At 55.8% G+C, this 19,467-nt stretch carries 19 protein-coding genes; 11 read left to right on the forward strand and 8 right to left on the reverse strand.

The annotated features are described in order from the left end of the window. Window positions 1-112: 112 nt before the first annotated feature. Window positions 113-2,563, reverse strand: coding sequence for an ATP-dependent helicase HrpB (hrpB, locus tag KAJ71_RS11895; RefSeq protein ID WP_283106738.1), 2,451 nt, complete (start codon window positions 2,561-2,563; stop codon window positions 113-115). 194 nt (window positions 2,564-2,757) lie between these two features. Here hrpB and thpR point away from each other — a divergent pair, with 194 nt between their 5' ends. The 6 genes from thpR to folK all read left to right on the forward strand — a co-directional run bounded on the left by thpR (window position 2,758) and on the right by folK (window position 7,757). Next, complete coding sequence (thpR, locus tag KAJ71_RS11900; protein WP_248945926.1) at window positions 2,758-3,300, forward strand: RNA 2',3'-cyclic phosphodiesterase; 543 nt, start codon at window positions 2,758-2,760, stop codon at window positions 3,298-3,300. Continuing rightward, complete coding sequence (sfsA, locus tag KAJ71_RS11905; protein WP_248945927.1) at window positions 3,297-4,001, forward strand: DNA/RNA nuclease SfsA; 705 nt, start codon at window positions 3,297-3,299, stop codon at window positions 3,999-4,001. The genes thpR and sfsA overlap by 4 nt, the downstream gene beginning before the upstream one ends. 211 nt (window positions 4,002-4,212) lie before the next feature. Further along, the gene (gene dksA / locus KAJ71_RS11910; RefSeq protein ID WP_021179742.1) at window positions 4,213-4,668 is read left to right on the forward strand and encodes an RNA polymerase-binding protein DksA; all 456 of its coding nucleotides are present in this window, start codon (window positions 4,213-4,215) and stop codon (window positions 4,666-4,668) included. Window positions 4,669-4,741: 73 nt separating this feature from the next. Next, a complete protein-coding gene (gene gluQRS, locus KAJ71_RS11915; protein ID WP_248945928.1) occupies window positions 4,742-5,653 on the forward strand; it encodes a tRNA glutamyl-Q(34) synthetase GluQRS in 912 nt (303 codons plus the stop codon). A gap of 62 nt (window positions 5,654-5,715) precedes the next feature. Then, the gene (gene pcnB / locus KAJ71_RS11920; RefSeq protein WP_311295003.1) at window positions 5,716-7,263 is read left to right on the forward strand and encodes a polynucleotide adenylyltransferase PcnB; all 1,548 of its coding nucleotides are present in this window, start codon (window positions 5,716-5,718) and stop codon (window positions 7,261-7,263) included. Next, on the forward strand, window positions 7,263-7,757 hold the full coding sequence (folK, locus tag KAJ71_RS11925) for a 2-amino-4-hydroxy-6-hydroxymethyldihydropteridine diphosphokinase (RefSeq protein WP_248945930.1): 495 nt from the start codon (window positions 7,263-7,265) through the stop codon (window positions 7,755-7,757). Before pcnB ends, folK begins: the two co-directional genes overlap by 1 nt. Here the strand turns inward: folK and qseC are convergent. Then, window positions 7,742-9,127: a quorum sensing histidine kinase QseC gene (qseC, locus tag KAJ71_RS11930; RefSeq protein ID WP_248945931.1), complete on the reverse strand. Its 1,386-nt coding sequence runs from the start codon at window positions 9,125-9,127 to the stop codon at window positions 7,742-7,744. The two genes, folK and qseC, sit on opposite strands and share 16 nt — an antisense overlap. Beyond that, window positions 9,124-9,786, reverse strand: coding sequence for a quorum sensing response regulator transcription factor QseB (gene qseB, locus KAJ71_RS11935; RefSeq protein WP_248945932.1), 663 nt, complete (start codon window positions 9,784-9,786; stop codon window positions 9,124-9,126). The genes qseC and qseB overlap by 4 nt, the downstream gene beginning before the upstream one ends. 162 nt (window positions 9,787-9,948) lie before the next feature. On the opposite strand from qseB, the gene panB reads away from it, so the two are divergent. The 3 genes from panB (at window position 9,949) to panD (ending at window position 12,173) form a co-directional block, all read left to right on the forward strand. Beyond that, the gene (gene panB / locus KAJ71_RS11940; RefSeq protein WP_248945933.1) at window positions 9,949-10,743 is read left to right on the forward strand and encodes a 3-methyl-2-oxobutanoate hydroxymethyltransferase; all 795 of its coding nucleotides are present in this window, start codon (window positions 9,949-9,951) and stop codon (window positions 10,741-10,743) included. A gap of 58 nt (window positions 10,744-10,801) precedes the next feature. Then, window positions 10,802-11,656 (forward strand): pantoate--beta-alanine ligase, encoded by an 855-nt coding sequence (panC, locus tag KAJ71_RS11945; RefSeq protein WP_174333008.1) that lies wholly within the window; start codon window positions 10,802-10,804, stop codon window positions 11,654-11,656. A gap of 136 nt (window positions 11,657-11,792) precedes the next feature. Beyond that, on the forward strand, window positions 11,793-12,173 hold the full coding sequence (panD, locus tag KAJ71_RS11950; protein ID WP_174333009.1) for an aspartate 1-decarboxylase: 381 nt from the start codon (window positions 11,793-11,795) through the stop codon (window positions 12,171-12,173). 32 nt (window positions 12,174-12,205) lie between these two features. Here panD and KAJ71_RS11955 read toward each other — a convergent pair whose 3' ends face one another. The 3 genes from KAJ71_RS11955 to KAJ71_RS11965 all read right to left on the reverse strand — a co-directional run bounded on the left by KAJ71_RS11955 (window position 12,206) and on the right by KAJ71_RS11965 (window position 15,364). Beyond that, entirely contained in the window at window positions 12,206-13,498 is a 1,293-nt protein-coding gene (locus tag KAJ71_RS11955; protein WP_248945934.1) for a polysaccharide deacetylase family protein, read from the reverse strand. A 175-nt stretch (window positions 13,499-13,673) separates the two neighbouring features. Then, the gene (locus tag KAJ71_RS11960) at window positions 13,674-14,444 is read right to left on the reverse strand and encodes an ABC transporter permease (RefSeq protein ID WP_248945935.1); all 771 of its coding nucleotides are present in this window, start codon (window positions 14,442-14,444) and stop codon (window positions 13,674-13,676) included. Then, on the reverse strand, window positions 14,441-15,364 hold the full coding sequence (locus KAJ71_RS11965) for an ABC transporter ATP-binding protein (RefSeq protein WP_248945936.1): 924 nt from the start codon (window positions 15,362-15,364) through the stop codon (window positions 14,441-14,443). Before KAJ71_RS11965 ends, KAJ71_RS11960 begins: the two co-directional genes overlap by 4 nt. Before the next feature lie 389 nt (window positions 15,365-15,753). On the opposite strand from KAJ71_RS11965, the gene can reads away from it, so the two are divergent. Continuing rightward, window positions 15,754-16,413, forward strand: coding sequence for a carbonate dehydratase (gene can / locus KAJ71_RS11970; protein WP_024484342.1), 660 nt, complete (start codon window positions 15,754-15,756; stop codon window positions 16,411-16,413). Between the two features lie 41 nt (window positions 16,414-16,454). On the opposite strand, the gene hpt is transcribed toward can, so the two are convergent. Together hpt and cueO are read right to left on the reverse strand one after the other, a co-directional pair. After that, window positions 16,455-16,991 carry a hypoxanthine phosphoribosyltransferase gene (gene hpt, locus KAJ71_RS11975; RefSeq protein ID WP_071681992.1) on the reverse strand — a complete coding sequence of 179 codons (537 nt, stop codon included), beginning with the start codon at window positions 16,989-16,991 and terminating at the stop codon, window positions 16,455-16,457. 295 nt (window positions 16,992-17,286) lie between these two features. Next, window positions 17,287-18,903 carry a multicopper oxidase CueO gene (cueO, locus tag KAJ71_RS11980; RefSeq protein ID WP_248945937.1) on the reverse strand — a complete coding sequence of 539 codons (1,617 nt, stop codon included), beginning with the start codon at window positions 18,901-18,903 and terminating at the stop codon, window positions 17,287-17,289. Window positions 18,904-19,073: 170 nt separating this feature from the next. Between cueO and KAJ71_RS11985 the strand changes: the two genes are divergently transcribed. Beyond that, window positions 19,074-19,421: a YacC family pilotin-like protein gene (locus KAJ71_RS11985; protein WP_037375824.1), complete on the forward strand. Its 348-nt coding sequence runs from the start codon at window positions 19,074-19,076 to the stop codon at window positions 19,419-19,421. Window positions 19,422-19,467 lie beyond the last annotated feature (46 nt).

Here is a 19,467-nt window from a genome sequence, read left to right on the forward strand (position 1 = left end):
GGTGAGATAACGCAGGTAACAACGCTGCAGCTTGAAAGACGACGGGTCCGTTATTTTGTCGCTTAATCTGTGCCTATGTTAACGGGCTGAACAGAAGAAACATCTGAATTCGTTACTGGTATTTCTTGGTGCGCCGGGTGGGGGCGGTGTTAGCCGGATCGTCTGGCCATACGTGTTTGGGATAGCGCCCCTTCATCTCCTTTTGCACCTCGCGGTACGCCCCTTGCCAGAAGGCGGCCAGATCGCCAGTGATCTGCAATGGCCGGTGTGCAGGAGAGAGTAACTCAAGCACCACCGGGATGCGACCCTCAGCCAACGTTGGGCTACGCTGCTCACCAAACATCTCCTGTAAACGCACCGCCAATGCCGGCGGTTTATCGGCATCGTAGCGGATCGGCAAACGGCTACCGGTCGGCACAGCATAATGAGTTGGCAGGGCATTATCCAGCCGTTGCTTTTGCTGCCAGTCTAACCGGCGGGCCAAGGCTTCGGCGATATTGACCTGCTTTAATCCGCGCAGATCGCGAACGCCGCTCAATGACGGTAGCAACCAGCTTTCCAGGGTGTCGAGCAACGTCTCGTCATCCACCAGCGGCCAAGCGGCCTCTGGCAACCAACGCTGGGCACAGTGTAAACGCAGGCGCAACTGTTCGGCAGCGGTGTCCCAATTAAGCACAGCCAATCCCTGGGCGCGGACCCAATTTATCAGTGCCTGTTGCAGTTCCTCTTCCGCCGGTTTGGCCAGCGGCTGAGCCCGCAGCGTTAAGCGGCCAATCTGTTGACGCTTCCAGGCTCGCAAGGTGCCCTTCTCTTCATCCCACTCGACGGCGGTCTGGCTGCTGACAATCTCGGGCAACCTCGCCACCAGCGCATCAATCTCGACCGGTAACGCCAGCAGGATACGGGCATCCGGGCTGTTATGGCCTTGCAACAGGCTGGGAATAATCAACCAGGGAGCCCTGGAGAGCGCTTCGTCCTGAGCCATCGCTGCGCCCAGGCCATTGGCCAACAGATAGCGCCCATCCTGCCCGCGCCGTTGGGCGATACGATCGGCAAATGCCTGCGCCAACAAAGGAGCGGCCAGATCGGCATCAATCTGCCCGCTTTTTTGCGGTAAGCGCTTACTTAATTGATTTGCCCGGCGCTGCCAATGCGGTTGGGGACGGCTCAGCCAATAGCCGATATCCATCTGCCCACTGCGTGGCGGTTCCTCCAGCAAGGCGGCCAGCATCGCCGCCGTGGCTAATCCATCGGCTCCCATCTTGGCTCCAGCACACAGCATGGCTGCCAGCCTGGGATCGCAACCCAACCCGGCCATTTGGCGACCTTTGGTGGTTAACTTATCACCGTCATCGATAGCCGCCAGGGTATGCAATAAACGGCGAGCGGCGGCTAATGCGGCCAACGGCGGCTGATCGAGCCAGGTGAGTTGCCCCACATCCACACAGCCCCATTGCAGCAGCTCAAGCCAGAAGCTGGCCAGATCGCTTTGCAGGATCTCCGGCTCGGCATGTTCCGCAGCGCGCTCAGCCTGCTCTTTGGCAAACAGATGCCAGCAAATTCCAGGTTCCAAGCGCCCGGCACGCCCGGCGCGTTGGATCATCGACGCCTGACTGATGCGCTGGGTGGCCAATCGAGTGAGGCCATTACGGACTTCATAACGCGCTACGCGCTCCAGCCCGCTGTCGACGACCAGACGGATGCCTTCAATGGTCAAACTGGTTTCGGCGATATTGGTCGCCAACACCACTTTACGCCGCCCGTGCTGCGCGGGTTGGATCGCCTTTTGCTGCTGTGCCAACGGCAATGCGCCATACAGCGGGCAGAGATCGGTATCCGCTGGCACCTCGCCAATGAGCCGTTCCTGCACCCGGTTAATCTCCGCCACGCCCGGCAAGAATAGCAACAGCGAACCTGATTGCTCAGCCAACAGGCGCTTCACCGCCGAGGCTACGCCATCCTCCAACCGTTGATGGCTTGGCAGCGGTTGGTACTGCCGCTCAACCGGGTAGCTGCGCCCTTCCGACACCACCACCGGCGCTTGTGGCAGCAATTGTGATAGGCGTGCATTATCCAGCGTCGCCGACATGATCAGCAGTTTCAGATCGTCACGCAGCCCCTGCTGCACATCCAGCAGCAGGGCCAGGGCCAGATCGGCCTGTAAACTGCGCTCATGGAATTCATCAAGAATAATCAGCGAGACACCCTGCAGTTCAGCGTCCTGCTGCAACATGCGGGTGAGAATGCCCTCGGTCACCACCTCAAGTCGCGTATGCGGCCCGCTTTTGCTCTCGGCACGCATGCGATAGCCCACGGTTTGGCCCGGTTCTTCACCCAGTTGTTGAGCCAAGCGATACGCGACGTTTTTTGCCGCCAACCGCCGTGGCTCCAGCATGATGATTCGCCCCGGCAGCCCGGCTTTTGCCAGGATCTGCAACGGCAGCCAGGTGGATTTCCCGGCACCGGTGGGGGCATGCAACAACACCTGCGGAGCAGATTGCAGTGCGGCAAGCAGCTCATCAAGAACCGCGCTGACGGGCAGTGAGGACACAAAACTCTCCATAAGGTAGTTAACGGACGGCACACATTGTATACCCGTCGCCTTTCAAGCTGCAGCGTTGTTACCTGCACTATCTCACCCCAGTCACTTACCCAAAAGTAAGCTCCTGGGGATGAGATAGCTTGTCGCCTAGCTGCAGCTTGAAATTCATAGGGTATAGAATTAGGCTCACTGTTTCACTAATTTACCGGGGTTCCATGTCCAGCTCTCGCCGCCTGTTCTTCGCCTTGTCGCTACCCGATGCCTTGCAGCAGCAGGTGATCCGCTGGCGTACCGAGGCATTTAAACCTGAAGATGGCCGCCCGGTGGCCGCCGCCAATCTGCATCTGACGCTAGCCTTTCTCGGCGAGGTCAGTGCACAGAAAGAACAGGCGCTAAAAACACAGGCCGGGCGTATCGCACAGGCGGGTTTTAGCCTCAATCTGGACGATCTTGGCCACTGGCCTCGCCCTGGCGTGGTGTGGTTGGGCAGCAAACGCCCCCCACGAGCGCTGTTACAGTTGGCGGAATTGCTGCGTTCGCAAGCAGCCCGCAGCGGCTGTTATCAAAGCCCGTTACCGTTTCACCCCCATATCACGTTATTACGGGCCGCAACCCAGCCGGTCGCTATTCCTCCTGGCACGCCGGGTTGGCCGTTCAACGCCAGCCATTTCTCTCTCTACCAATCGTCGTTTGAACAGGGCCGTACCCGCTACCACGAATTGGAGCAGTGGCCACTCGGCCCACAGGATAAATCATGATCTTTGACCCACCGCTAAAACCGGCCACGCTCATCAAGCGCTACAAGCGTTTTCTAGCCGATGTGATCACTCCCGAAGGTGAAACCTTTACCCTGCACTGCGCCAACACCGGTGCAATGACCGGTTGTGCTACGCCTGGGGACACCGTTTGGTACTCCACCTCGGATAACGCCAAACGCAAATATGCCCACAGTTGGGAGCTGACGCATACCCAGGCCGGCGACTGGATCTGCGTCAACACGCTGCGTGCCAACACTCTGGTTCGTGAAGCCATTGAACAGAATATAATCAGTGAATTATCCGGTTACAGTAAAATCACCGGCGAAGTGAAATATGGCAGCGAAAACAGCCGTATCGATTTGTTATTACAGGCAGAAAACCGGATTGACTGCTATATTGAAGTTAAGTCAGTCACATTATTGCAACATCAACAGGGCTACTTCCCTGATGCCGTAACGCTGAGAGGGCAAAAGCATCTGCGTGAGTTGCAAAACGTGGTTGAACAAGGGCAGCGGGCGGTGCTGTTTTTTGCCGTGTTACACAGCGGTATCAGCAGCGTTGCCCCGGCAAATCATATAGATGAGCATTATGCGGCACTACTAGCGCAGGTTCAGCGGTTGGGAGTGGAAGTTGTTTGTTACGGGGCAAAATTATCACCTGACGGTATCTCGCTAAGCGCTAAGTTACCGTTTTTTTATTGACTAGCGGTGCCGGGCACAAATAAATCGACAGCCGGATATTGCGTCGCCAAATACGCCTTCCTTCACACCATTGTCAAGCAGGCGACAGGAATAATTGCCATCCCTCTTCCCTTCTGTTATTTATAGCGGCCTGTTTTTCCCCCGTATTGGGGATTCGACATACCCTACTAGCATTAAAGGGTATAGTGCGTGTGTATGTAGGAGAAGCAATATGCAAGAAGGGCAAACCCGTAAAACCTCGTCCTTGAGCATTCTCGCCATCGCTGGGGTGGAGCCGTATCAAGAGAAACCGGGCGAAGAGTACATGAACGACGCCCAGTTGACGCATTTCAGGCGCATCCTTGAAGCATGGCGCAACCAACTCAGGGACGAAGTTGATCGTACCGTGTCGCATATGCAAGAAGAGGCAGCCAACTTCCCCGATCCGGCAGACCGTGCCACTCAGGAAGAAGAGTTCAGCCTCGAACTGCGTAACCGTGACCGCGAGCGCAAACTGATCAAAAAGATCGAGAAAACGCTGAAGAAAGTAGAAGACGATGATTTCGGCTTCTGCGAGTCTTGCGGCGTGGAGATTGGCATTCGCCGCCTTGAAGCGCGTCCGACCGCCGATTTGTGCATCGACTGCAAGACGTTGGCCGAAATCCGCGAAAAGCAGATGGCAGGCTAAGCAGTTGTTACCTCCTGCGGCGCGTGCCAATAACGCGCGCCGCACAGAGTTAAGGGAAGCAATCCCTTCTGATATGTTAGCAAGTCACTATGTGGGGCGCTTTGCCCCATCGCCTTCTGGGGATCTGCATTTCGGTTCGCTGATTGCCGCTCTGGGAAGCTACCTCCAGGCTCGTGCTCAACACGGGCAATGGCTGGTACGTATTGAAGATATCGACCCTCCACGCGAAGTCGCTGGAGCTGCAGGGCGTATCTTATCCGCACTTGAACACTATGGTCTCCACTGGGACGGCCAGGTCATCTATCAATCCCAACGCTCCGAAGCTTACCGCGCGACCCTAGATTGGCTGCAACGCCAGGATCTCAGCTATTACTGTACCTGTACCCGCAGCCGCATCCAGCAGATCGGCAGTTTGTACGATGGCCATTGCCGTCAGCTACGGCTTGGCTCGCAGGGTGCCGCGATCCGCTTACGTCAATCAAACCCGGTGTATGCCTTCCACGATCGGTTACAGGGCGAGTTACGGGCCGATCCGGCGCTGGCACAGGAAGATTTCATCATCCGCCGCCGCGATGGCCTGTTTGCCTACAATCTTGCCGTAGTGATCGACGATCATTTTCAAGGCGTGACCGAAATCGTCCGCGGTGCCGATCTGATCGAACCCACGGTGCGCCAGATTGCGCTGTATCAGCAATTGCAGGCACCGGTTCCAGCCTATGTGCATTTGCCGCTGGCGCTGGGGAACAACGGCATTAAACTGTCGAAACAAAATCATGCCCCCGCGCTGCCTACTGGCGATCCACGGCCAGTACTGGTTGCTGCCCTGAAGTTTCTGCGCCAACCGCTGCCGGAAAACTGGCAAGATCTTGATCTGCCGTTATTATTGAGCTGGGCGGTTGAGCATTGGCAGTTAGAAAATGTGCCGCGCCAGCTAGCGATCCCGCAGTGTGAAAACACAACGGCATTCTCAAAACAGCTGGGGTAAGCTATGATTAGCCGCTATTTTTTTGTTAGCGCCATTTTTATCCGTCACTATCGAGGTGTACCATTTTTACCCGAGTAGCCAATTTCTGCCGTAAGGTACTAATCCGCGATGACAAGTTGACCCGCGATGATGCGCCGGCCAGCGATAAAAACCCAGTCCGCGAAGAAAGCGCACCTGCAGAACCGTTAGCAACAACGCTACCGCGCTCCACCGAGAGTGGCAAAGAGGCTCCTGCCCGCCGCCCGGCACCGCGGAAACGCCCACCATTTGCAGCCGCCGAGGGAACGCGCTCAATGACCGTTATCCCCCGCGATCAGCATGCGATCTCGCGCAAAGATATCAGCGAAAATGCGCTGAAGGTGCTGTATCGCCTGAATAAGTCCGGCTACGAAGCCTATCTGGTCGGCGGCGGTGTACGCGATCTGTTGCTCGGTAAAAAACCGAAGGATTTCGACATTACCACCAACGCCACGCCAGAGCAGGTACGCAAACTGTTCCGCAACTGCCGCCTGGTCGGCCGCCGTTTCAGGCTGGCGCATGTGATGTTCGGGCCGGAAATCATCGAAGTCGCCACCTTCCGTGGCCATCACGAACAGAGTCAGGAATCTGACAAGAACTCCTCCCAGCAGGCCCAGAACGGTATGCTGCTGCGCGATAACATCTTCGGCACCATCGAAGACGATGCCCAGCGCCGCGATTTTACCATCAACAGCCTGTATTACGGCGTAGCCGACTTTGCCCTGCGTGATTACGTCGGTGGCATGCGCGATCTGCAACAGGGCGTGATCCGCCTGATCGGCGATCCGGAAACCCGCTACCGCGAAGATCCGGTGCGGATGCTACGCGCGGTGCGCTTTGCCGCCAAGCTGGATATGACCATCAGCGAAGAAACCGCCGAGCCTATCCCACGCCTGGCCTCGCTGCTGCACGAAATCCCACCGGCTCGCCTGTTTGAAGAGGCGCTGAAGTTGCTGCAAACGGGTTACGGTTACCAGACCTACCTGAAGCTGTGTGAATATCAGCTGTTCCAACCGCTGTTCCCATTGATCGCACGCAACTTCACGCCGAATCACGACACGCCGATGGAACGCATTCTGGTGCAGGTACTGAAAAATACCGATCACCGCCTGCAGAACGACAAGCGAGTCAACCCGGCGTTCCTGTTTGCCGCCATGCTGTGGTACCCGCTGCTGGAGCACGCACAGAAACTGGCGCAGGAAAGCGGCCTGGCCTATTACGACGCCTTTGCGCTGGCCATGAACGACGTGCTGGACGAAGAGTGCCGTTCACTGGCAATCCCCAAACGAATCACTACACTGGTACGTGACATCTGGCAACTGCAGTTACGCCTGTCCCGTCGTCAGGGCAAGCGTGCGCACAAACTGATGGAACACCCTAAATTCCGTGCGGCGTATGATTTGCTGGCACTGCGTGCCGAAGTGGAAAACAACCCGGAGATGCTGCGTCTTGCCGAATGGTGGGATGAGTTCCAGGTGGCCACCGCGGCCCGCCAGAAAAACATGTTGAGCACGCTAGGCGAAGATCCGGCACCGCGTCGGGCTCGTCAGCGCCGCCCACGCCGCAGGTCTCCAAATAACGAAGGAGCATAATGATCCGCGTTTATATCGCGCTGGGTAGCAATCTTGCGCAACCTTTGCAACAGGTGAATACCGCGCTGGAGGCGTTGGAGCATATTCCACGCACCCGTCTGATCGTTTGTTCACCGCTGTACCGCACCAAACCACTGGGGCCACAGAACCAGCCGGATTATCTCAACGCGGTGGTGGCACTGGATACCCAGTTGCCACCGGAACAGCTGCTCGACCACACCCAGGAGATAGAACGTAATCAGGGCCGAGTGCGTAAAGATGAACGCTGGGGCCCTCGCACGCTGGATCTGGATATGATGTTGTACGGCGATCTGGTGATCAACACCGAACGCCTCACCGTGCCCCATTACGGCCTGAAACAACGTGAATTTATGCTCTACCCGCTGGCCGATATCGCTCCGGGCCTGGTGTTCCCAGACGGTGAAACCCTGGCGGAGTGCCTGCAACGTGTGCCAAAAAACGGCATGACGCTGTGGCATCAGCCCAAGGCTTGAATACCACTCCCAGACAACGTTAACGTCGCGATAAACCCACCTTCCGGCCGATTGGCAAAGCTCACCCGCAGTCCGTGCAAGCTGACAATCCGCTGCACAATAGACAAGCCTAGCCCGCTTCCCGTCTGTTCCTGCCCCGGTGGGCGATAAAAGCGCTCCCCCAGTCTTTCCAGATGCTCAACCGTGACGCCAGGGCCGTCGTCCTCCACCGTCAGTTGCCGCTGGCTGAGCGTGATCGTTACCGTGCCTCCGGCCGGTGTGTAACGCACCGCATTGTCCACCAGATTGCGCACCAACAGCGATAACAGCAGCGGCTGGCCCGATAGTGTAGGAGGTTCGCCCTGCTGCTGGTAACGCAGTGTGATCCCGGAGGTATGCGCCTGTCGATCCAGTTCCGCCAGGGTCATCGGCACCAGTTGGCACCAATCGACCAAGGCCAGATCGTGCAAATCGGCGAGCGAGTCCAGCCGGGACAAGGTGAGCAGTTGATCCACCAGGCGCGTGGCGCGATCGATACCCACCGTCAGGTTGTTCACCGCATGTTCACGCATGGGCACATCGTCCCCTGCCAGTTGCACCACCTCGGTCTGCACCCGCAATGCGGCCAATGGGCTGCGCAACTCATGGGCAGCATCCGAAGTAAACCGACGCTCACGCACCAGCAGGCTATTTATGCGCGTAAACAGCGTATTCAGCGCTTCCACCAGCGGGCGTACCTCACTGGGTACCTGATGTGCATTCAGCGGCGTAGCGTCGTCTGGTGCTCGCTTACGCAAGCTGGCGGCCACCTCGCGCAACGGTCTTAGCTCGCGGCCAACCATCAGGGCGATCAACAACATCAGGATCGGCAACGTCACCAGCCAGGGCAGCAACTGCCCCATCACCAACCCCAACGCCATATCATGCCGATAATCCCATTCCTGACCGACCACAATGCGGTAACGTCCATCCGGGCTGGTGAGCCATAGCAACCGCCAACTGTCGCTATCTCCTTTGCGTTGACCATCGACAAACCCTTGCCGCTCGCCGTCAAACTGAAAATCCTCACCGTTCTCACCGTCGTTGAGCAGCATACGCCCATCTTGGGAAAAGATGGCAAACGCCAACGCATCATCGTCCTGCTCTCCGCGCTTGCCGTGGTTCAGCATCTTCTTGGTTTTTGGCAGGCTGCGCACTTGCTGATTAGCCAGCAAATTCCCCAGATCGGTAGTCGCCAGTCGTTTGGCAAACAGCATCTGTTGGGTGTCGAATACTTCGTTGATATTGTGGCGCGTCATCATCCACGCCACCACGCTGGCGGAACACCAGGTCAGCAATGCCAGCAGGCTGAAGATCAGGATCAGCCGCAACCGCAAACTCAATGACTTCACGGTTCATCCCCCAGCGTGTAGCCCACGCCATGTACGGTGCGGATAAAACCATTACCCAACTTGCGCCGCAGATGATGGATATGGACCTCAACCGCGTTACTGCTCACGTCGTCATCCCAGTTATACAGTTTTTCCTGGATCAGCGGCCGTGCCAGCACACGCCCCTTGTTGTGCAGAAACAGTTCCAGCACCGCCAGTTCGCGCGGGGTCAACGTCACGGGCTCACCGTTGCAGCTCACGCTGCGGGATGCGGCATCAAACACCAGATTGCCGTGGACCAGTTGAGGTGTCAGTTGCCCATGGCGGCGGCGGATCAACGCCTGTAAACGCGCGGCGACCTCCGTCAGAGCAAAAGGCTTGCACAGGTAATCATCGGCTCCGCTTTGCAACCCGCTGACACGCTGTTCCAACGCGTCACGCGCGGTCAGGATCAGTACTGGCACATCCTGCCCGGCCAGACGCCACTGGCGCAGCAGATCCAACCCGTCCAACCCCGGCAAGCTGAGATCGAGGATCACCGCATCATAAGGTGCACTGTCCAGGGCGTTCTTACCGACGATGCCATCGGTGAACCAGTCGAGGTTAAACCCCAACTTGGTCAAGCCCGCCTTGATGCCATCACCGATCAGTTTATCGTCTTCAATCAACAGAATTCTCATGGGCTCTCCCTATAGACAGACCATTACATCATAAGCTTCTTAAGAACATCTTAACCATCAGCATCGGAGCTACCCACCCCTGAAGGGTTACAGTAGAATGACAACACTTTTTACCACCGTGCTACAAATCCAGGCCGCGCGGTTACTGCAGGAGACGTTGTGATGAAACCTACCACCCTGAGCCATTTACGCCAGTGGAAGCAGGAGCAGCGCAAGTTTGCGACTATTACCGCCTACGATGCCAGCTTTGCCCAGCTGTTTGAAGAACAAGGTATTAAAGTATTACTGGTCGGAGACTCGCTGGGCATGACGCTGCAAGGGCATGACTCAACGCTGCCGGTAACCGTGGCCGACGTGGCTTACCATACCCGTGCGGTACGCCGTGGGGCACCAGCCAGCCTGCTGTTGGCCGATCTGCCTTTCATGAGTTACGCCACGCCAGAGCAGGCCTGCCAGAGCGCGGCCGAGGTGATGCGCGCCGGGGCCAACATGGTCAAACTAGAAGGCGGCAGTTGGCTCTGCGAAACGGTGAAAATGCTCGCTGAGCGCGCCGTCCCCGTCTGCGGCCATCTTGGCCTCACGCCGCAATCCGTCAACGTGTTTGGCGGCTACAAGGTGCAGGGGCGCGATGAGTTGGCGGCCAAACAACTGTTGATCGACGCCCAGAATCTGGAGCTGGCCGGTATGCAGCTGCTGGTGCTGGAGTGCGTACCGACCGAACTGGCCCGCCAGGTTACTGAAGCCTTGTCGATCCCGGTGATCGGTATTGGTGCCGGTAATGCTACCGATGGCCAGATCCTGGTAATGCATGACGCCTTGGGGATCACCGGCGGCCATACCCCTAAATTTGCCAAAAACTTTCTGGCGCAGGGCGGCGATATTCGCGGCGCCGTGCAGCTGTATATTCGGGAAGTCGAGCAAGGTATTTATCCCGACGAAGAGCACTCGTTCAACTGAGTGACCGGCCACGATTGATAGCTAACTAGCTTATCCCTCAACACCGAGGAGTTATGGAATGGTAATTATCGAAACTCTGCCACTGCTGCGCCAACAGATCCGCCGCTGGCGGCAAGAGGGCAAACGCGTTGCGCTGGTGCCCACCATGGGCAATCTGCATGAAGGCCATATGACGCTGGTGGAAGAAGCCCGCGCCCGCGCCGATGTGGTGGTAGTGAGCATTTTCGTTAACCCGCTGCAGTTCGAACGTGCAGACGATCTGGAGCGCTATCCGCGCACCTTGCAGGAAGACTGTGAAAAGCTCAATCGCCGTAATGTCGAGTTGATCTTCGCCCCTGCCCCGGCAGAAATTTACCCCAAAGGGCTGGAAGAACACACCAGCGTCGACGTACCGGTGATCTCCACCATGTTGGAAGGCGCCAGCCGTCCGGGCCACTTCCGCGGTGTCTCCACCATTGTCAGCAAACTGTTCAATCTGATCCAGCCGGATCTGGCCTGCTTTGGCGAGAAGGATTATCAGCAGTTGGCGTTGATCCGCAAGATGGTGGCGGATATGGGCTATGACATTGATATCGTTGGCGTGCCAACGGTGCGCGCCAAAGATGGGCTGGCGCTAAGCTCCCGCAACGGCTATCTCACCGCAGAAGAACGCAAGATCGCGCCACAGTTGAGCAAAATCATGAACGCCCTGGCAGAGCAGCTCGGCAACGGTGAACGCCACATCGAAGAGTTGCTGGCGCAGACGGCCGAGAAGCTGCGCACAGCAGGTTTCACCCCAGACGAGCTGTTTATTCGCGATGCAGACACGCTGCAACCGCTGGGCGTAGAAAGCCGCCGGGCCGTGGTGCTGATGGCCGCCTGGTTGGGCAAAGCCCGCCTGATCGATAATCAGCAGGTCGATCTGACGCAGTAAGCCATTTGTTGTACAGTCGTTGCCGTTTTTACCCGGTTGGCGGTAGACTGGCCGGGTTTTCGGTGACGATAAATATTGCAAGGAAGCAGCTCTTCCTCAGCTGCCTGAAAAGGCCGATATTCAGTTAGGTAACGCTATGATACGTACTATGTTGCAAGGCAAGCTGCATCGGGTGAAAGTGACTCAGGCTGACTTGCACTACGAAGGTTCCTGCGCCATTGATCAGGATTTTCTGGAAGCCGCCGGGATCCTGGAATATGAAGCGATCGATATTTATAACGTGGATAACGGCCAACGTTTCTCCACCTATGCCATTGCTGCCGAACGCGGTTCGCGCATTATTTCGGTCAACGGTGCCGCGGCTCGCTGTGCCTGCGTGGGTGACAAACTGATCATTTGTTCTTACGTACAGATGAGCGATGCCGATGCCCGCCAGCACCACCCCAAAGTCGCCTACTTCGAAGGTGAAAACCACCTGCAACGCAAGGCGAAAGCCGTCCCCGTTCAAGTTGCCTAAAAAATCGGGCGCTTTCCGCGCCCGTCTTCTCTCTATTCTGTTACCGTCACACCTGGCAACGCACCAGGCTTGTTGGCTATCCGCTCCGCCATGGTAGGGATGGAGTCGGTACGCAGGATATACAACCGCTTCAAGGTATAGGGATTATCGCCCGGCTTCACTTTGCCCTGCACCGTGGTCACCGCCATATGTAGCCCGGCATCTTTTGCCGCCTGAATCGCCTTTTGGTTATAGCCACCAAATGGGTAGGAAAGGTACAGCACATGCGGATTAAACTGCTCTAACGCCCGCCTTGAGTGCTCAAAATCGAATTCGATATTATGCAATGAACGGCTGAGCAGGATCGGCCGACGGTTGCCATCGGTACGATGTAAGAAATGGGTGTGTGACTGGATATCAAACACATCCTGGATCGCTTTCAGCTCCGAAATACTCATAAACTGCAGAGAATCCGGGTTCCATTTCTGCGGATGGCGTTTAATGCGCGACGAGATGATAAACGCCGTGGCGCGGAAACCGTAGTCCTTCAGTACCGGGTATGCATAGCGATAGACCGACTTCAACCCGTCATCAAAGGTCAGTAGTACCACTTTCCCTGGCAGGTTGATTTGATTTTTCAGGTAGGCTTCCAGCTGATACATCGAGATAGTGTCGTAACCCGTCTGTTTCAGGTAGGTCATCTGGTTGCTGAAAGCGACGTCCGAGGTGGTCGTTGAGGTATTACGAAAGCGTTTGTTTTCTTCATTTTTCAGCAGATGATGATAGGTTAGCACCGGAATGCCGTTGTCGACCTCGCAGTCCAACTCACTGACAAATCCCAGACGATCGCCAATATTGACCTCATACCAGGTGTTATTCAGCCGATCTTTCAGCTTGCCGGTAATCGGATAGCGCAGGTTCTCTTCCAGTACGCCAAAGATTTCACTTTTGTTATCCGCCGCCGTATAGACGTTAATTGCGCGCTGGGTGATCAGATTCTGATTGGTCAGCGGTTTGTTCAGATCCCCCAGATCGTCCTTCACCTTACGGGTTTTGCTGATTGCACGAACGTCGTTTTTATCGATAAAGCCGGTGCCGTAGCCAAACTTAAGCTCGTAATATTCCGCATCCGCCGGGAACATCTGGATCAGTTGCCCTTTTTTCACTTCACCGACCGGGATCACATTCTCACCGATCAACGAATAAACCTCGCTGTTACGCTGCACTTCCATGTATTGGGCTTGAATAGCGCTGTCTTCTGACAGCAAATCCGCCAACGCCGCCGGTGCCAACAACGACATAACAATGCCGAGTAGCCCTGCTGCTATCTTATGTTGAGGCTGCATGGTTTGTTCTGCTTACGAGTGAGTCATGAAAAAATGAAGAAAATGTGGAGCGCCAGCATAGCACGATTTAAATCGCCGGGAGAAAGGGCTTATTACCTTAATTCTATAGATTTAAGTGATGTATGTGCTAAATCAATAAACGCCCTCCCCCGGCAACAGGGGGAGGGAAATGACATCAGGAACGCAAGCCGCGGCCGCGCTCAATCAGATACCAGGCCAGCCCGTAGAACACCACAATAAAGGCTACCAGCACCAGCATGGTCAGCGCTAACGGCACGTCGGAAATGCCAAGAAAACCGAAGCGGAAACCGCTGATCATGTAGACGATAGGGTTCAGTTTGGAAACCACCTGCCAGAACGGCGGTAACAGCGTCAACGAGTAAAATACCCCGCCCAGATAGGTCAGCGGCGTCAGCACAAAGGTCGGGATCAGGCTGATATCGTCGAACGTGTTGGCAAAGACGGCATTAAGCAAACCGCCTAGCGAGAACAGGATCGCCGTCAGCAGCAGCGTCACCGCGATCACCCACCATGAATGGACTACCAGGGGAACGAAGAACAGCGAGATCACTGTCACCAGGATCCCCACACAGATACCACGCGCTACGCCACCGCCAACATAACCGGCAATCACCACGTGCGTCGGCACCGGTGCCACCAGCAGCTCTTCAATATTCCGCTGGAACTTGGCACTAAAGAAAGACGCCGCCACGTTAGCGTAGGAGTTGGTGATCACCGCCATCATGATCAGGCCCGGCACGATAAACTGCATATAATCAAAACCGTGCATCTCACCAATACGCGACCCAATCAGATTGCCAAAGATGATGAAATACAGGGTCATGGTGATCACTGGCGGTACCAGTGTCTGGATCCAGATGCGGGCGAAGCGGTTGATCTCTTTGGCCCAGATGCTTTTCAAGGCCACCCAATACAAATGCATCATGCTTGCTCTCCATTGCCATTCACCAGGTTGACGAACAGCTCTTCCAGCCGGTTGGCCTTGTTACGCATACTCAGGACCTGGATCCCCTGCGCGCTCAGTTGGGTGAACAGACCGTTCAGACCTTGCTCACGCATCACTTCCACTTCCAGCGTGGAGGTGTCCGTCAAACGGCTGTGGTAACCCTCAAGATGGGGTAATGGGCTTTTCGACGCCAAATCGAGGATGAAGGTTTCGGACTTCAGCTTGGCCAGCAACCCCTTCATCGAGGTATTCTCTACCAGCTCACCGTTCTGAATAATGCCGATATTGCGGCACAGCATTTCTGCTTCCTCCAGATAATGCGTGGTCAGGATAATGGTGGTGCCCTGGGCGTTCAGCTCTTTGAGGAAGCCCCACATCGAGCGACGCAGTTCGATATCCACCCCAGCAGTCGGTTCGTCGAGGATCAGCAGTTTGGGCTGATGCATCAGCGCACGGGCAATCATCAGGCGGCGTTTCATCCCGCCAGACAACATACGCGCCCGCTCGTTACGTTTACCCCAAAGATCGAGCTGATTGAGGTACTTTTCTGCCCGCGCCATCGCCTCGCGGCGTTCTACGCCATAGTAACCCGCCTGGTTGACCACAATCTGCAGCACGGTTTCAAACGGGTTAAAGTTGAACTCCTGCGGCACCAGCCCGAGCTGGCGCTTGGCGTTGACGATATCCTTATCGATATCGTAACCAAACACCCGCACGGTGCCCGCCGTCTTGTTGACCAGCGAACTGATAATGCCGATGGTGGTGGATTTCCCGGCGCCGTTCGGCCCCAGCAGGGCATAAAAGTCCCCCGCCTCCACGTTCAGATCGATGCCGCGCAATGCCTTGACGCCACCCGCGTAGGTTTTGGTCAGATGCGCTATTTCCAGTGCATAATTCATAAGCTATGAGAGTACCTTGTGATGGTGTAGGCTGCCGAACTTGTCTAAGAGGGAGTTTATCATCAGCGGCCTTATTACCGAGTTGAATCCGTGCGCAAATATCCGTCGTCTTTCAAACCACAGCGTTGTTACCTGCACAGCTATTCGGCCCATCCCTGGGCCTCACCCCTTCGGGGCCGCTGTGTACAGCGTTCAAATCTGTTCCAGACAGATTTGTCACACCCCAGTCACTTACTAAACGTAAGCTCCTGGGGATGAGATAGCTTGTCGCCTAGCTGTGGCTTGAAATCCATAGGATATAAATTTGATCAACTGTTCCGATTTCCAAATTGTGACGCTTGCCATATATTACATCAACGCAATTCGTTCATAACAGGCCAATAACCGCCATGCAAGAAATCGAAAGGCTTATCGCCAATAACCAAGCCTGGTCCGCTAACATCAACAAAGAAGATCCCGGCTTTTTTGAACGTTTGGCTCAAGCGCAAAAACCGCGATTCTTGTGGATCGGCTGCTCAGACAGCCGCGTGCCTGCCGAACGCCTGACCGGCCTGGAGCCGGGTGAGCTGTTCGTTCACCGTAACGTCGCCAATCTGGTGATCCATACCGATTTGAACTGCCTGTCAGTGGTGCAGTATGCCGTCGACGTACTGGAGGTGGAACATATCATTATCTGTGGTCACCTGGGCTGCGGTGGGGTAGAAGCGGCAGTAGAGAACCCGGAACTGGGGTTGATCAACAACTGGCTGCTGCACATTCGCGATCTGTGGTACAAGCACAGTTCCCTGCTCGGCGAGCTGGAACCGGAACAACGTCTGGATGTGCTGTGCGAGATCAACGTCATTGAGCAGGTGTATAACCTGGGCCACTCAACCATCATGCAGTCTGCCTGGAAACGCGGCCAGAAAGTGATGATCCACGGTTGGGTGTACGGCATCCAGGACGGTCGTTTGCACGATCTGGAGGTCACCGCCACCAGCCGTGAAAGTCTGGAGATGGGCTACCGCAAAGCGATAGCCACACTCAAGCAGGAGAAAGGCCTGTTCTAGCGCCTTTTCGGGGTTCAGCGCCCTGCTGAACCCCGGCCGGATTATTCGTCCAGCATCACCACTTTGCCGATGTAAGGCAGATGGCGATAACGCTGGGCGTAATCGATGCCATAACCCACCACGAACTCGTCCGGGATCGGGAAACCGACGTATTCCACTGGCACTTCAACCTCACGGCGCTCAGGCTTGTCCAACAGCGTACAAATCGCCAAAGACTTCGGCCCACGCAATGCCAGGATCTCGCGCACCTTGTTCAGGGTGTTGCCGGAATCGATAATGTCTTCGACGATCAACACGTCTTTACCACGGATGTCTTCATCCAGATCTTTGAGGATTTTCACGTCGCGGGTGGTAGACATGCCGCTGCCATAGCTGGAGGCGGTCATAAAATCGACCTCATGCGGCACTTCAATGGTGCGGCACAAATCGGCCATAAACATGAAAGAACCGCGCAGCAGCCCAACCAGCACCATGTCACTGCCGCTATCGCGGTAGTCTTCGGTGATCTGGCGGCCAAGTTCAGCAATACGGGTCTTAACTTCCTGCTCGGAAATCATTACTTCTACAGTGTGTTTCATAGTTTTCAGGTCAGTTGCCGGAAGAAGGGCGCAGAGTTTAGCATAGCTGGCGGGCGGTGGCGACGCGAGTGCGTCACCACCTGTTTCTTTGCCGTCTTTTTGAAACCACAAGCTTTATACCCTATGGATTTCAAGTTGGCCGCTCTAGCGCATCCATGCGCTTGCGGCATTTGTACATCCCTGTACGGCACAGCTCAGGCGACAAGCTTGTTCATCCCCAGGAGCTTACTTTTGTAAGTGACTGGGGTGAACAAGCGCAGGTAACAACGCTGCAGCTTGAAAGACGACGGGTATATTAATCAGCTACGGTAAAGCCTAGCATCATCCCTGTATCTTCATGTTCCAGCAGGTGGCAGTGGGCCATATAGGCCTGATCGGCACTGGCCAGATGATTGAAACGCACCAGCACTTCACTGCGCCAACCTTCTACCAGTACCGTATCTTTCCAGCCTGCCCGATGGGCCGCCGGTGGTTTGCCGTTTTCCGACAGAATGCGGAACTGGGTGCCATGGATATGGAACGGATGCAGCATCATGTCGCCTTCGCCGGAAATGGTCCATTTCTCGTATTTGCCACGCTTGGCCTCAAACGCCGGCTTGGCCATATCATAGGCTTTGCCGTTGATGGTATTGGCATGGCTGAAATCAAACGGCTTGCTGCCATGATCCATCTTGCTGTGATCCATTCCCGCCATGTTTCCGTGATCCATGCCTTGCATCTTGCCATGATCCATCTCGGCCATGTTGCCAGCGGCATTACCGTGATCCATGCTCATCCCGGCCATCGCCTGGTGACCATAACGATCCATCAAAGCCTGCATCCCCAGCATATCCAGCTTAGGATCCATCATCAGCTGCAACCAGCGTTCCTGTACCCCGGCAAGCGATGGCAGCGCAGGCAATTTCACCAGGCTGTCCGGCATGGATTTCACCCCCAATGCCAAGGATGGCTGAATGTGCAATACCGGCAGCGGCTGGTCGAACGGCGCCAGCGTCATGCCCATTTGCTTCACCGGCAGGGTGACGATATCGAAAGGCTTGCCATCGGAAGCATCCACCAACACTTCAAAGCGCTCGCCCATCAGCATCGGCAGTTCGGTCAGCTTAACCGGTTCGCCCAGAAAGCCACCGTCACTGGCAATCACGTATAATGGTCGATTGTCGCTGGTGGACAGGTTAAGCGAGCGGGCGTTACAGCCGTTCAGGAAACGCAGACGCAGCCAGCCGCGCGGTGCAATGTGTTGCGGATAACTGGCACCATTGGTGAACATGCGGTCACCAAACCAGCCCACCGCCGCACTCATGATGTCTAACTGATATTCAATCTGGCCATCTTTACCCAGGCGTTTATCTTGCAGGATCACCGGAATATCGTCGGTTCCCCAGGTCTTCGGCAAGGGCAACTGGCTGCTTTCGTCATCTTCCAGCAGCACCAGCCCGCCCAGCCCCATCATCACCTGCTGGCCGGTTTTGCCATGCGTATGGGGATGGAACCAGCAGGTAGACGCTGGCTGATCGGCAGTGAAACTCACCGTACGGGTGGTGCCCGGTTGGATCAAGGCTTGTGGACCCCCATCGACATTACCGGGGATCTCCAGCCCGTGCCAATGCACCGTGCTGGCCTCTGGCAGCTTATTACTGATATCCACCGTCACCGGCTTACCCCGTTGCAAACGAACCGCTGGACCAAGCAACGCGCCGTTGATCCCCCAGGTGCGGGTAGCCACGTTAGGTAACCAGTTCATCTCACCGGTTTGTAGCGCCAATGCGATCTTTCCTTGCGCATCTGGCGTCAAAATCGATGGGATCGGCAAGGCAGGGCGATCAGCCGCCCAGGCGACACGGCTCCATAATGGCAAGGCGCTTGCGGCACCTATTGCGGCGGTCAGTTTGATAAAATCACGGCGTAACATCGCAGGTTCCCTTTCTCAGTGATCGATAGCTTAATCCCCGCAGCCTAAACCCTCCCCTTAGTGGAAGGTCAAGAGCTACTATTAAAGAGTGTTAAGCCCGCATAATTAATTTGGTGCCTTTACAGCCAAGTGTGGTAACGTCAGCAGATATTGAACAGGTCTATTTCATGATGAAAAAAACAACGTTGTTAATGCTATTGCTGACTATGCTGGGCTTTTCCAATGCCAGCCTGGCGCTGAATGAATCCGAAGCGGAAGATCTTGCCGATCTGACCGCGGTGTTTGTCTATCTCAAAAACGACTGTGGCTATAATGATTTGCCTAACGCGCAAATAAAACGCGCCATCGTGTACTTCGCCCAGCAAAACCGTTGGGATTTGACTAACTATAATAGCTTTAATATGAAATCCCTGGGTGAAGACAGCTACCGCGATCTCAGCGGCATTGCTATTCCTACCCCCAATAAGTGCAAATCTCTGGCGCGCGACTCCTTGAGCCTTCTGGCCTACGCCAACTAACTTCCCCCTGCTTTCTCTCAGCCTTGCCAACGATAGCTGGCAGGGT

The organism is Serratia silvae (assembly GCF_023282985.1).
Lineage (GTDB): Bacteria > Pseudomonadota > Gammaproteobacteria > Enterobacterales > Enterobacteriaceae > Chania > Chania silvae.

Coding starts and splice junctions, on each gene's coding strand:
- KAJ71_RS11955 (WP_248945934.1), bottom strand. CDS start 13,498: ATGCAGCCTCAACATAAGATAGCAGCAGGGCTACTCGGCATTGTTATG.
- folK (WP_248945930.1), top strand. CDS start 7,263: ATGATCCGCGTTTATATCGCGCTGGGTAGCAATCTTGCGCAACCTTTG.
- can (WP_024484342.1), top strand. CDS start 15,754: ATGCAAGAAATCGAAAGGCTTATCGCCAATAACCAAGCCTGGTCCGCT.
- hrpB (WP_283106738.1), bottom strand. CDS start 2,563: ATGGAGAGTTTTGTGTCCTCACTGCCCGTCAGCGCGGTTCTTGATGAG.
- gluQRS (WP_248945928.1), top strand. CDS start 4,742: ATGTTAGCAAGTCACTATGTGGGGCGCTTTGCCCCATCGCCTTCTGGG.
- panD (WP_174333009.1), top strand. CDS start 11,793: ATGATACGTACTATGTTGCAAGGCAAGCTGCATCGGGTGAAAGTGACT.
- KAJ71_RS11985 (WP_037375824.1), top strand. CDS start 19,074: ATGAAAAAAACAACGTTGTTAATGCTATTGCTGACTATGCTGGGCTTT.
- KAJ71_RS11965 (WP_248945936.1), bottom strand. CDS start 15,364: ATGAATTATGCACTGGAAATAGCGCATCTGACCAAAACCTACGCGGGT.
- hpt (WP_071681992.1), bottom strand. CDS start 16,991: ATGAAACACACTGTAGAAGTAATGATTTCCGAGCAGGAAGTTAAGACC.
- qseB (WP_248945932.1), bottom strand. CDS start 9,786: ATGAGAATTCTGTTGATTGAAGACGATAAACTGATCGGTGATGGCATC.
- thpR (WP_248945926.1), top strand. CDS start 2,758: ATGTCCAGCTCTCGCCGCCTGTTCTTCGCCTTGTCGCTACCCGATGCC.
- dksA (WP_021179742.1), top strand. CDS start 4,213: ATGCAAGAAGGGCAAACCCGTAAAACCTCGTCCTTGAGCATTCTCGCC.
- sfsA (WP_248945927.1), top strand. CDS start 3,297: ATGATCTTTGACCCACCGCTAAAACCGGCCACGCTCATCAAGCGCTAC.
- KAJ71_RS11960 (WP_248945935.1), bottom strand. CDS start 14,444: ATGATGCATTTGTATTGGGTGGCCTTGAAAAGCATCTGGGCCAAAGAG.
- panC (WP_174333008.1), top strand. CDS start 10,802: ATGGTAATTATCGAAACTCTGCCACTGCTGCGCCAACAGATCCGCCGC.
- cueO (WP_248945937.1), bottom strand. CDS start 18,903: ATGTTACGCCGTGATTTTATCAAACTGACCGCCGCAATAGGTGCCGCA.
- panB (WP_248945933.1), top strand. CDS start 9,949: ATGAAACCTACCACCCTGAGCCATTTACGCCAGTGGAAGCAGGAGCAG.